At 41.4% G+C, this 12,398-nt stretch carries 11 protein-coding genes and 1 tRNA gene; 9 read left to right on the top strand and 3 right to left on the bottom strand.

Annotated elements, in window-relative coordinates:
• Both IGJ26_RS12425 and IGJ26_RS12420 read right to left on the bottom strand, forming a co-directional pair.
• Positions 1-1,371, bottom strand: coding sequence for an HD domain-containing protein (locus tag IGJ26_RS12425; protein ID WP_008380856.1), 1,371 nt, complete (start codon positions 1,369-1,371; stop codon positions 1-3).
• Positions 1,355-2,176, bottom strand: a complete 822-nt coding sequence (locus tag IGJ26_RS12420; RefSeq protein ID WP_034878392.1) for a lipoate--protein ligase family protein — start codon at positions 2,174-2,176, stop codon at positions 1,355-1,357. The genes IGJ26_RS12425 and IGJ26_RS12420 overlap by 17 nt, the downstream gene beginning before the upstream one ends.
• Before the next feature lie 221 nt (positions 2,177-2,397).
• On the opposite strand from IGJ26_RS12420, the gene IGJ26_RS12415 reads away from it, so the two are divergent.
• On the top strand, positions 2,398-2,835 hold the full coding sequence (locus IGJ26_RS12415; protein WP_005234346.1) for a DUF1934 domain-containing protein: 438 nt from the start codon (positions 2,398-2,400) through the stop codon (positions 2,833-2,835).
• A gap of 84 nt (positions 2,836-2,919) precedes the next feature.
• Positions 2,920-3,528 carry a DNA-directed RNA polymerase subunit delta gene (rpoE, locus tag IGJ26_RS12410; RefSeq protein ID WP_005234347.1) on the top strand — a complete coding sequence of 203 codons (609 nt, stop codon included), beginning with the start codon at positions 2,920-2,922 and terminating at the stop codon, positions 3,526-3,528.
• A gap of 164 nt (positions 3,529-3,692) precedes the next feature.
• Here the strand turns inward: rpoE and IGJ26_RS12405 are convergent.
• A tRNA-Arg gene (locus tag IGJ26_RS12405) sits at positions 3,693-3,764 on the bottom strand.
• 51 nt (positions 3,765-3,815) lie between these two features.
• Between IGJ26_RS12405 and rpoN the strand changes: the two genes are divergently transcribed.
• The 7 genes from rpoN to glf all read left to right on the top strand — a co-directional run bounded on the left by rpoN (position 3,816) and on the right by glf (position 12,327).
• The gene (gene rpoN, locus IGJ26_RS12400; protein ID WP_176257008.1) at positions 3,816-5,135 is read left to right on the top strand and encodes an RNA polymerase factor sigma-54; all 1,320 of its coding nucleotides are present in this window, start codon (positions 3,816-3,818) and stop codon (positions 5,133-5,135) included.
• 246 nt (positions 5,136-5,381) lie between these two features.
• Positions 5,382-6,419 carry a sugar-binding transcriptional regulator gene (locus tag IGJ26_RS12395; RefSeq protein ID WP_005228675.1) on the top strand — a complete coding sequence of 346 codons (1,038 nt, stop codon included), beginning with the start codon at positions 5,382-5,384 and terminating at the stop codon, positions 6,417-6,419.
• 40 nt (positions 6,420-6,459) lie between these two features.
• Entirely contained in the window at positions 6,460-7,461 is a 1,002-nt protein-coding gene (gene gap / locus IGJ26_RS12390; RefSeq protein WP_008380858.1) for a type I glyceraldehyde-3-phosphate dehydrogenase, read from the top strand.
• Between the two features lie 99 nt (positions 7,462-7,560).
• Entirely contained in the window at positions 7,561-8,751 is a 1,191-nt protein-coding gene (locus IGJ26_RS12385) for a phosphoglycerate kinase (RefSeq protein ID WP_005234355.1), read from the top strand.
• Between the two features lie 63 nt (positions 8,752-8,814).
• On the top strand, positions 8,815-9,570 hold the full coding sequence (gene tpiA, locus IGJ26_RS12380; protein ID WP_008380860.1) for a triose-phosphate isomerase: 756 nt from the start codon (positions 8,815-8,817) through the stop codon (positions 9,568-9,570).
• Positions 9,571-9,682: 112 nt separating this feature from the next.
• On the top strand, positions 9,683-10,984 hold the full coding sequence (gene eno / locus IGJ26_RS12375; RefSeq protein WP_005234360.1) for a surface-displayed alpha-enolase: 1,302 nt from the start codon (positions 9,683-9,685) through the stop codon (positions 10,982-10,984).
• Positions 10,985-11,214: 230 nt separating this feature from the next.
• Positions 11,215-12,327: a UDP-galactopyranose mutase gene (gene glf / locus IGJ26_RS12370; RefSeq protein WP_086316476.1), complete on the top strand. Its 1,113-nt coding sequence runs from the start codon at positions 11,215-11,217 to the stop codon at positions 12,325-12,327.
• The last annotated feature ends 71 nt before the right edge of the window (positions 12,328-12,398 follow it).

Genomic DNA, 12,398 nt, shown 5'->3' with positions numbered 1-12,398 from the left:
CTAGTGGCTTGGTTTGATCAAAGCACCATTGCGAATGTGCTTGGCAAACTCTTGATACGTCTCTCCAAATAAATCATAGTGATTTTGGATGTTGGGGTCAATCATTTCTTTTGGAAAATAAAAGCGTTGGTCACCTTGGGTTTGTCCCGCTAAAGCTGCAACTAGCTGACTGGCTTGGGATAATTCCACAAGGGAACCATCTTTTTCCTGTAATTCGATTTGTGTCCGATGTTTGCCTGAAGTCGGCCGATAAAAATCATAAGGCAGATCGAAGCTTGAATTGATGGCAGTATAATAGCGGGGATTGAAGCCGACTTTTTCCACCAGTCCCTGCATTTCTTCAATCATAGGCAACTGCGTCTCATCGTCAAAGCGGGCGGATTTCAACGGTTTACGATTTAAGAACCGCTTGGCCAAATCGCTGAGGATCGGATCATTTTCTTCCGTCCATTGGGTAAAGTAGGTATTCAGAACGCCATCGTCGAGTTTCAAGTATTCATCTAAGGTGAATTCTTGTTTTAAAAATGGGAGAAGCAGCTGCGAATGGCCTTGAAACAATTCTGAATCCACTTGATACAGTTCTGCAGCTCGATCCAGCAAATGGGCTAAGATCACTTCCATCCCTCGAGAACTCGCATGGAAATAAACTTGCACATACATCTGGTAACGACTGACGATGTAGTCCTCCACAGCGTGCATGCCATTCATAGAAAAAGCAATACCGCCTTCGTACGGACGAATCACTCGTAAAATTCGGGTCAGATCAAACGTGCCGTATTCAGTGCCGGTAAAATAAGCATCGCGCAGCAAGTAGTCCATCCGATCAGCATCGATTTGACTAGAAATCATTTGAACGACTTGAGGATTTGGATAAGTTTTAGTGATAACACTTGCGACTTTCTCAGGAAATCCAGCTTCCACTCGGTTCAATATCTGATGAACTTCCGTTTCAGGAGAAGTAATGATCGCCACTGTGATGGCTTCATGGTCTGTATGGAAAATGTGCTCAAAGGTGTGGGAGTATGGTCCGTGGCCCACATCATGAAGCAATGCTGCACACAAGGTCACTAAACGCTCTTTATCATCCCAGCCGTTTGGTCCGACTTTTTCAAGGGAATAATTGCGTTGGAAAATATCGCAAATGCGACGGCTGATTTCATAAACGCCCAAGGAGTGAGAAAAGCGGCTATGTTCTGCTCCGTGAAAGGTAAAGGAAGCAGTTCCAAGCTGTTTGATGCGCCGCAAACGCTGCACTTCTTTGGAATTGATCAAATCTAAAATCACTTGGTGCTGTACATGGACATAGTTATGAACAGGATCACGAAATACTTTTTCTATCGCTAAGGTTTGATATTTATATGGTAGGCTCATCGCTAAACTCCTTTATTGGTTGGTTTCGCTTTTCCATGCCAGCTAAGCGTTGCTGCATTTGTTCGCTAAGGTTATTTTCTGTCCGCCATTGATCCAGTGATTCAAGCGGATATAGGGATTGGTCTGTGATCAAGGAAAGCAGGGCTTTTTGCAAGCGGTCAGTCACCTCGTGTGTGGTAAACTTACGGCCGAGGGCCGCTTCTAAAGTGGTCATGCTCGCAGGATTGACGGCTGGATAGCCATCTGTACCAAAGCGCTCTTTCAAACCTGCTTGGTAAAAACGACGAACGAGAGAGCCGCGGGCTGGTTGGTCGCCGTTGACACTCAGATACATCATGACAGCCACGCCGTCTTTGATTCGTCGTTGTGCTGTACCAGCAATTTTTTTCCCATCAATACTCAGGTCATAGGTGCCTGGGCAATACGAGTCAGCAATTTCATAAGCCAAAATTGTCCGCTCAGGAAAGGCGGTTTGCAGCAATGTCGCCATCATTTCATAGGCTGCATCTGTGGTGGCAGCCAAATGTTTAGGGAAGATGAGGGAGACATTCAAAATACCGGCATCATTAATTACGCCAAGCCCCCCTGAGTTGCGTATGATCGAGGCATAGCCAGCTTCTTTCAAAACCTGCAGACCATCTGTCAAAAAAGGCAGCCGGGTATCTTTCATGCCTAAAATCATCGTATCGGACAACTGCCAAAAATGACAATAAACTTGTTCCTGTTTGCCAGCAACTTCGGTGGCAACATCGGTGAAGGCAAACGGCTCATAAGGATTGTGGATACGTGGTAAGGTTTGATCCATTACATAGATAGTCAAATCGGTTAAACTCCTTTAAAATACCTGTTATCCTTATTATATACGATTCTTGGAAAATTACTTGGAGAAAAGAATGAAAACTTGCTATTGTTTTCTTTTTTTATTTTCAATGAAGAAATAGACTAAGGAGAATCAACTGAAATGATTGACAAACGAATGAAAAAAAGCAAGAATGAAACTGAAATCTTCAAAGGAGGCACACGTACATGCAAGAATTATCAAAAGGAATCCCAATCTCGATTCATTTAACAACCAATGTACGTCAAGCAGGGGAAACAGAGAACTTTCTGTTTGATCTGCAAGGACAAGCAGTCAAGATCGGTGATACCTTATATCTCCGTTACAAAGAGATCCAGCCAGACGGCACCGACATTCCCGTTACGATGAAAATTATGCCAGACGGATTGATTCAATTGATTCGCTCAGGGGAAATGCGCATGCGCTTGAAATTTTCTTATAAGGAACGTTTAGAGACGAGTTATCAAACCCCGTATGGCTTGATGATGTTCCACACCTTCACCAATCACTTGCACGTTAGCTTGAAAGACCGTCCATACTCGGGAAAGATCGATATCGATTATGACTTGTTCATGGCTGCTGACAAAGTCGGCGAATACAAACTGTCTTTAGAATTTACCGCTTAATCAAAGGGAAATTGAAAGAAAAAATTGCAATTTGAGACGTAATTTTGTATGATTAGGAGTAGACTGTGAAAGGACGTGTCCCGTTTGGAAATTAATGTATTTGAAGGTGTAAATAAAAACGAATTGTCGATGATTGAAGTTGCCCATGCGATTTTAGAGCAGCGCGGTGACGTGATGGATTTTTCTGATTTGGTCAACCAAATTCAAAACTATCTTGAAACTTCAGACAGCGAGATTCGTGATTCATTGGCGCAGTTTTATACAGACTTGAATATCGACGGTAGTTTTATTTCTTTAGGCGACAATCGTTGGGGCTTACGTTCATGGTACGCCATTGATTCGATCGATGAAGAAGTCAACCATGGCATCGAAGACGAGGATGAAGATACACCACGTCGTCGCAAACGTAAAAAAGTCAATGCCTTTATCAACGATGATGAAGATGCAATCGATTATAACGATGATGATCCTGAGGATACTGATTTGTCAGATGACGAAGAAGATGATCTCTTTGATGATGATGATGACGAGGATGAAGAAATCTCGGCATACAATTCAGACTTGCAAGAAATCGGCGCCGACAATAGCACCGATGATGAAGAAGAATTACCTGACAGCATTGAGGAAGATCTCACCATTATCGATGACGATGATGAAGATGATTTTGCGGATGAAGAGGAAGAAGAGGAGTAATCCTCTTCTTTTTTTCGCCTTATGGCTGCAAGCAGCTTTTAATCGTTGAAGGACGAGTTCGCCTTCTTACATAGATACAAATAAAAAAGGAACCGCATCAGCGGTCCCTAAGTGCTTTTGAATTATTGATTTGAATCGAGTATACTTGTAACGAAAAGAAAAAACGCGCCTTGAGGGAATCGAACCCCCGTCTCAAGAACCGGAATCTTACGTGATATCCACTACACTAAAGGCGCGAAGCACAAATATTAGTTTAACCAATTTCAGTGAAAAAAACAAGAGGTAGAATGATGAAATTTCAACAGCAATTTTCACAACAACAAAAACAGACGCAAAAGCTTGCTATGACGCAGAAATTACAGCAATCGATCCAAGTGCTGCAATTTTCTGCAGATGAATTATTGTCCTTCATAGATAACCAGGCATTAGAAAATCCGTTGATTGATCTGGGGGAATATGATTCGCCCATCACACCAAGCAAGAGCAGCGGCTCGTCAGAACAAATAATGGATTACTTAAGCCAGATCCCTGATCAGCACACGTCTTTATTCGAACACCTCATTGATCAAGTTCATTTAAATTACCGCGACACCTTTTTGCGGACGATCGTTTTATTTTTAGTCGAGTACATTGATTTAAACGGCTTTTTGACGATTGATTTGGAAGAAGCTGGGAAGCTTGTCGGGGGGACGCCGATCCAAATGCTTGATGCTTTAACCTTGATCCAGCAACTGGATCCGGCAGGAGTCGGTGCTCGTGATCTAAGAGAGTGTTTGATGCTGCAAACGGAAAGAGATGACTATGCGCCGCCAATGGCTTATCTCATTTTAGAAGAATTCTTCACGGAAATGGCAGAGCGCAAGTGGGACAAAATCAGCAAAGCGCTGCAGATTCCATTAACTGAGATTCAAAAGGTCTTTGATTATGTTCAAACATTGACCCCCACACCAGGGGCGGCGTTTGGGTCGACCGATGGGCTTTACATCGTTCCTGACCTGCGAGTGACGGTTGAAAAAGGACAACCGATCGTGAAATCAAACAAACGCGCCTTACCAGAGGTTCGCTTTCAGCAGCAGTACTTTGACCAATTGAAGCAAAGCGGTGATCCAGAAGTCTTAAGTTATTTAGACAATAAAGCCCAAGAGTTCGAGTGGTTAAAGAAGACCTTGCTGCAACGAGGGGATACCATCTATCGTGTCGGGGTGCAGATCGTTGCGCGGCAAAAGGAGTTTTTCACTCAACCAGATCGACCATTAAAGCCATTGGTTTTAAGAGAAGTTGCCGAAGAATTAGGAATTCATGAATCAACGGTCAGCCGGGCAGTCAATGGGAAATACTTGGAGACCTCCTTTGGGGTGTTTGAATTAAAACTATTCTTTGGACAGAAAGTTTCGACGCAAGAAAGCGGTGATGACCTGACGACGGCATCGATCAAACAGCAGCTAAAAGCACTGATCAATGAAGAAAATAAAAACAAACCATTGTCAGACCAAAAGTTGACAGATGCCCTCAAAGCCCAAGGCATCGATATTTCTAGACGAACGGTGGCAAAGTATCGTGAAGCCATGAATATCCCTGGTTCTTCCAAGCGGAAACGATTCGAGTAAAGCAAAACTTACTATTAACGATGAGTAGGGAAGGCAGCAAAGCCTTTCCTTTTTTTATCGATCCTTTCCTCTTTTTCAAATTATGACGATTTTATGAAAAGCAAGATTTTGTGACTGAAATAGTTGCGTATCAAGGCGATAAGTGCTACTATTATTGGTGTAGGAAACAGATTTAAATTTTTTTTGCAATCGATGGGTCATTTTAAGTCATTGTAGGACGAAAATTGTCCAACGGGAGGATATAAAATGCTCGATGAATTAAAATTGATTGAGGCAATCACCCCGGATATTCTCGCTGTACTCCAGGAACGTTACCGTATCTTAAGAAATATTTATTGGATGCAGCCCGTTGGCCGCCGGACACTTTCGGAAAGTTTATCAATGACGGAACGCGTGTTGAGGACGGAAACAGATATCCTTAAAAAGCTGAAACTGATCGACTCTTCAAAAAGCGGCATGCAATTGACCGCCTACGGAGAAGAAGTGTACACGAAGATTGGTGCACTGATGGATCAGCTGTTCGGAATGCACCAAATCGAGAAACGATTATCAGAGACCTTTGGCATCGAACGTTGTTTGATTGCGAGCGGCGATGGTGATCGACAACCGAAAGTTATTGCTGAATTTGGCCAGTTGCTGAATGAATCGTTGGATCTCTTATTGCCAGAAGGCAAAAACACCATCGCAGTAATGGGAGGGACGACAATGGCGAAAGTTGCCGAGGAATTGGGTAATTTGGAAACCGCCAAACGTCATAACTTGTTTGTTCCAGCCCGTGGTGGTATCGGAGAATCAGTCAACGTGCAAGCAAACTCTGTCAGCTCGGTGATGGCAATGCAGACAAATGGCGATTATCGCTCCTTGTTTGTACCAGAACAATTAAGCATGAACACCTACGAGTTTCTCTTGAAAGAACCCGCCATCGTTGATGTCTTAAACTTGATAAGTCAAGCAAATTGTGTTATTCATAGTATTGGACGGGCGTTGCATATGGCGGCTCGAAGAAAAATGTCAGAACAAGAAATTCTGATGTTGAAACAAAAAAATGCAGTTGCAGAATCCTTTGGGTATTTCTTTAACGAAGCAGGCGAGGTCGTTTACAAAGTTCCTCGAATCGGACTTCAATTAAAAGATTTACAAAAAGTCCCAATCATTTTTGCGGTCGCTGGCGGACAATCAAAAGCCAAAGCGGTCAATGCATACATGAAAAATGCACCAAAACAAACCTGGCTCATCACCGATGAAGCTTGCGCAAATGAGATTTTAAAAGGGGCAACCCTTTAAAATAAATATTTTTATGATTTTCATAAGGAGGAAATCTTAAATGACAGTTAAAGTAGGTATTAATGGATTTGGACGTATCGGACGCTTAGCATTTCGTCGTATCCAAGAAGTAGAAGGAATCGAAGTTGTGGCTATCAATGACTTAACAGACGCTAAAATGTTAGCTCACTTGTTAAAATATGATACAACACAAGGACGTTTCAACGGTACAGTTGAAGTTCACGAAGGTTCATTCAATGTGAACGGAAACGAAATCAAAGTTTTAGCTAACCGCAACCCTGAAGAATTGCCTTGGGGCGAACTAGGTGTTGAAATCGTGTTAGAATGTACTGGATTCTTCACTTCTAAAGCAGCTGCTGAAAAACATTTAACAGCTGGTGCAAAACGTGTAGTTATCTCAGCTCCTGGTGGAAACGATGTTCCAACAATCGTTTACAACACAAACCATGAAACTTTAACAGGTGAAGAAACAGTTATCTCTGGTGCTTCATGTACAACAAACTGTTTAGCTCCTATGGCGAAAACATTGAACGACAAATTTGGTGTGATTGAAGGATTAATGACTACAATCCATGCTTACACAGGTGACCAAATGACTCTAGACGGACCACACCCTAAAGGTGACTTCCGCCGTGCCCGTGCTGCTGCTGCAAACATCGTGCCTAACTCAACTGGTGCTGCTAAAGCGATCGGCTTAGTAATCCCAGAATTGAACGGCAAATTAGATGGTGCTGCTCAACGTGTTCCTGTTGCAACTGGTTCATTAACTGAATTAGTTACTGTTCTTGACAAAGAAGTAACTGTTGATGAAATCAATGCAGCAATGAAAGAAGCTTCAAACGAATCTTACGGTTACAACACAGACGAAATCGTTTCTTCTGATATCGTTGGTATGACTTACGGTTCATTATTTGATGCAACTCAAACAAAAGTTATGACTGTTGGCGACAAACAATTAGTTAAAACTGTTGCTTGGTACGACAATGAAATGTCATACACTGCACAATTAGTACGTACTTTAGAATACTTCGCTAACCTATAAGAGTTGCGAACGACTTTAATTTAAACCATCGCAAGAGAAAGCGGGGAAGCATCGCGCTTCTCCGCTTTTTTTAACAATTATGCTAGGAGGAATCTGTTCATGGCTAAAATGACAGTTCAAGATATCGATTTAAAAGATAAAAAAGTTCTTGTACGTGTGGACTTCAACGTTCCATTGAAAGATGGAGTGATCGGAGATGATACACGGATCAAAGCAGCATTACCAACAATCAATTATGTGATCGAAAACGGCGGAAAAGCAATTCTTTTCTCACACTTAGGTCGTGTGAAAGAAGAAGCAGATAAAGCTGGAAAATCTTTAGCGCCAGTTGCGAAACGTCTTGGCGAATTGTTAGGCAAAGAAGTAACATTCGTTGATGAAACCCGCGGCGAAAAATTAGAAGCAGCGATCAACAACATGCAAGATGGCGATGTCGTTGTTTTTGAAAACACTCGTTTTGAAGACATCGATGGCAAAAAAGAAAGCAAAAACGATCCTGAACTAGGCAAATACTGGGCTTCTTTAGGCGATGTTTTTGTAAATGATGCCTTTGGTACCGCACACCGCGCACACGCTTCAAACGTAGGGATCGCTTCAACAGGTATCCCAACAGTTGCTGGTTTCTTAATGGAAAAAGAAATCAAATTCATCGGGGAAGCAGTCGAAGAACCAAAACGTCCAATGATCGCGATTCTTGGTGGAGCAAAAGTATCTGATAAAATCGGCGTAATCGAAAACTTGATTCCTAAAGCAGACAAAATCTTGATCGGCGGCGGAATGACGTATACGTTCTACAAAGCAAAAGGCATGGAAATCGGTAATTCTCTTGTGGAAGCAGATAAAGTAGAATTAGCAAAAGAATTGATCGAAAAAGCTGGCGATAAATTAGTATTACCAGTTGATTCAATCACTGCTGCTGAATTTTCAAATGATGTCCCAACAGAAGAACATACTGGTGATGTTCCTGAAGGACAAATGGGCTTAGATATCGGACCTGAAACCATCGCTTTGTTTGCTGAAACATTAAAAGGCGCAAAAACAGTCGTTTGGAACGGACCTATGGGTGTGTTTGAAATGTCTAACTTCGCAAACGGTACGATTGGTGTTTGTGAAGCAATTGCCAACCTTGAAGATGCAACAACGATCATCGGTGGCGGTGACTCTGCAGCTGCAGCAGAACAATTAGGGTTTGCTGACAAATTTACCCACATCTCAACAGGTGGCGGTGCCAGCCTTGAATTGCTAGAAGGAAAAACACTTCCTGGCCTAGCTGCGATCAACGATAAATAATCAATGACAAGCCGTGCAAAGAACTTTCTTTGCACGCTTGATAACGAAAAGGAGTGCCAGAACATGCGCAAACCAATTATTGCCGGAAACTGGAAAATGAACAAAACTGCGAAAGAAGCAAAAGAATTTGCTGAAGCAGTCAAAACAAAAATTCCTAGCAACGAGACAGTTGACTCTGTGATCGGTTCGCCAGCTTTATTCTTAGAAACATTAGTGAATGCTGCTGAAGGAACAGAATTAAAAATTGCTGCTCAAAACAGCTACTGGGAAAATGAAGGTGCCTTTACTGGCGAAACTTCACCAGCAGCTTTAGCAGATCTAGGTGTTGACTATGTCATCATTGGTCATTCAGAACGTCGTGAATACTTCCATGAGACAGATGAAGACATCAACAAAAAAGCCAAAGCAATCTTTGCAAACGGCATGATTCCAATCCTATGCTGTGGTGAATCTTTAGAAACCTATGAAGCTGGCAAAACAGCGGAGTGGATCGAAGGACAAATCACTGCTGGCTTAGACGGTTTAACAGACGGTCAAGTAAGTAATCTTGTGATTGCTTACGAACCAATCTGGGCAATCGGTACTGGTAAATCAGCGGATGCAAACATCGCAGACGAAATTTGTGGCGTTGTCCGCAAAACCGTTGAAAAATTATACGGCAAAGAAGTTTCAGATAGCGTGCGTATCCAATACGGCGGTTCTGTAAAACCTGAAAACATTGCTGAATACATGGCAAAAGAAAATGTTGACGGAGCATTAGTTGGCGGCGCAAGCTTGCAAGCTGATTCATTCCTAGCATTATTAGATGCTGTAAAATAATTTCATTTTCATGAAAATAACATTTGCAGAATCGTGATTTTTTCACTACAATTAAGTTGTTCGCAAGGGGTATTCCCCTTAAGATAAAACAAACTCAAAGGAGAGACAAAACATGTCAATTATTACTGATGTTTACGCACGCGAAGTCTTAGACTCACGTGGTAACCCAACTATCGAAGTAGAAGTCTACACAGAATCAGGTGCTTTCGGCCGCGGAATGGTTCCTTCAGGAGCTTCAACAGGTGAACACGAAGCAGTTGAATTACGTGATGGCGACAAAGCTCGTTATGGCGGTAAAGGTGTAACGAAAGCAGTTGACAATGTAAATAACATCATTGCAGAAGCTATCATCGGCTACGATGTACGTGACCAAATGGCTATCGATAAAGCAATGATCGCTTTAGACGGAACTCCTAACAAAGGCAAATTAGGCGCAAACGCGATTCTTGGTGTTTCTATCGCTGTTGCTCGTGCAGCTGCTGATTACCTAGAAGTACCTTTATACCACTACTTAGGCGGATTCAATACAAAAGTATTGCCAACTCCTATGATGAACATCATCAACGGTGGTTCTCACTCTGACGCACCAATCGCTTTCCAAGAATTCATGATCTTGCCTGTAGGCGCACCTACATTCAAAGAAGGCTTACGTTGGGGTACTGAAGTATTCCACGCTTTGAAATCAATCTTGTCTAAACGTGGTTTAGAAACTTCAGTAGGTGACGAAGGTGGTTTCGCTCCTCGTTTTGAAGGAACTGAAGACGGTGTTGAAACAATCTTAGAAGCAATCAAAGCTGCTGGTTTAGAACCAGGTAAAGATGTATATCTAGGATTTGACTGTGCATCATCAGAATTCTACGAAAACGGTGTTTACGACTACTCTAAATTTGAAGGCGAAAACGGCGTAAAACGTACTGCTGCTGAACAAGTTGACTACTTAGAAGAATTAGTTAACAAATACCCAATCATCACTATCGAAGACGGTATGGATGAAAACGATTGGGATGGTTGGAAACTATTAACTGAACGCTTAGGCGACAAAGTTCAATTAGTAGGGGATGACTTGTTTGTTACAAATACTGAAATCCTTGAAAAAGGAATCAAAAACGGTATCGGTAACTCAATCCTTATCAAAGTTAACCAAATCGGTACATTGACTGAAACATTCAATGCAATCGAAATGGCGAAAGAAGCTGGATACACTGCAGTAGTTTCTCACCGTTCAGGTGAAACAGAAGATTCAACAATCTCTGATATCGCTGTTGCAACAAACGCTGGCCAAATCAAAACTGGTTCTCTTTCACGTACTGACCGTATTGCAAAATACAACCAATTACTACGTATCGAAGACCAACTTGGTGAAGTTGCTGAATACAAAGGCTTGCAAGCTTTCTACAACTTAAAAAATAAATAATCTTTCGATTATTGCTTTGCTCTGAAAGAGCAGCGGTTGATTTAACAGTCAGCTGCTGCGATTTCAGAGCTTTTTTGTTGCCTCGATTCATTCAGTGCAGACAATGACCAATCATTTAAGATAACAGAAGGTAGTCATTTCTTCTATATTTTCTTTTTCAAAAAAAAGAAATTATAGTTCTGACTTATCAAAATCCTATAATAAAAGAAAATAGTTTTTAGGAGAAAAAAATGGCTTATGATTATTTGATCGTTGGTACAGGTCTTTTTGGCTCAGTTTTTGCTCATGAAGCAGCGAAACGGGGACATACAGTGAAAATGTTGGAAAAACGGACACATATTGGCGGTAATTGTTATACAGAAAAACAAGCAGGAATCGACGTACATAAGTATGGTGCGCATATTTTTCATACATCGAGTAAAAAAATTTGGGACTATATCAATCAGTTTACTGAATTCTATCCCTACATTCATGCTCCTATTGCAAACTATCAAGGCGAGCTATATAATCTTCCTTTTAATATGAACACATTTTACCAACTGTGGGGAACCAAAAATCCTGCTGAAGCTCGTACCAAAATAATGACTCAAATTGAAAAGACAAGAATAAAAAGACCACGAAATTTAGAAGAACAGGCTCTTTCTTTAGTCGGACCAGACATCTATCATAAGCTGATCAAAGGCTACACTGAAAAACAGTGGGGACGAGAATGCGATCTTCTTCCTTCTTTTATTATCAAAAGGCTGCCGATCCGGTATACCTTTAACAACAATTATTTTACGGATATTTTTCAAGGAATACCTAAATTGGGTTATACACAAATGATTCAAAAAATGCTTACACATCCACTGATTGATGTTTCTTTAGAGACTGATTTTTTTGCAGATCGCACACGACATGAATCCTCTTCTAAGAACATTGTTTATACTGGAATGATTGATCAATATTTCGATTATTGTTATGGCGAGTTGGCCTATCGGTCTTTACATTTTGAAACTGAAGTCTATAACACGGATAATTACCAAGGAACAGCCGTCATGAACTTTACAGACAGTCAAACGCCCTATACGCGAATCATTGAGCATAAACATTTTTGTCCAGTGGTGTCAAAAAGAACAGTTATCACTAAAGAATACCCGAAAGAGTGGAAGAAAGGAGATATTCCTTACTACCCAATTAACGATCAAAGCAATAATGCATTGTATCGCAAGTATGAAAAATTAGCGCAACAGCAAAAAAATTGTTTGTTTGGTGGGCGCCTAGCCAGCTATCGCTATTATGATATGGACGATACGATCGCAGCTGCTTTAAAGCTTGTCCAACAGGAATTTCAAGTGGAGTAACCTCTTCTATTGGAGAGGTTGCTTTTTTTTGTCCCGATTCTGGGACAAAACGTAACTTTTTTACTAGCTAT

Source organism: Enterococcus sp. AZ095a, assembly GCF_050546735.1.
GTDB lineage: Bacteria > Bacillota > Bacilli > Lactobacillales > Enterococcaceae > Enterococcus_D > Enterococcus_D entomosocium.
Note: the sequence above shows the minus strand (reverse complement) of the source record. Positions and strands in the feature narration are given on the sequence as shown.

Coding starts and splice junctions, on each gene's coding strand:
- IGJ26_RS12425 (WP_008380856.1), bottom strand. CDS start 1,371: ATGAGCCTACCATATAAATATCAAACCTTAGCGATAGAAAAAGTATTT.
- IGJ26_RS12420 (WP_034878392.1), bottom strand. CDS start 2,176: ATGGATCAAACCTTACCACGTATCCACAATCCTTATGAGCCGTTTGCC.
- IGJ26_RS12415 (WP_005234346.1), top strand. CDS start 2,398: ATGCAAGAATTATCAAAAGGAATCCCAATCTCGATTCATTTAACAACC.
- rpoN (WP_176257008.1), top strand. CDS start 3,816: ATGATGAAATTTCAACAGCAATTTTCACAACAACAAAAACAGACGCAA.
- IGJ26_RS12395 (WP_005228675.1), top strand. CDS start 5,382: ATGCTCGATGAATTAAAATTGATTGAGGCAATCACCCCGGATATTCTC.
- gap (WP_008380858.1), top strand. CDS start 6,460: ATGACAGTTAAAGTAGGTATTAATGGATTTGGACGTATCGGACGCTTA.
- IGJ26_RS12385 (WP_005234355.1), top strand. CDS start 7,561: ATGGCTAAAATGACAGTTCAAGATATCGATTTAAAAGATAAAAAAGTT.
- tpiA (WP_008380860.1), top strand. CDS start 8,815: ATGCGCAAACCAATTATTGCCGGAAACTGGAAAATGAACAAAACTGCG.
- eno (WP_005234360.1), top strand. CDS start 9,683: ATGTCAATTATTACTGATGTTTACGCACGCGAAGTCTTAGACTCACGT.
- glf (WP_086316476.1), top strand. CDS start 11,215: ATGGCTTATGATTATTTGATCGTTGGTACAGGTCTTTTTGGCTCAGTT.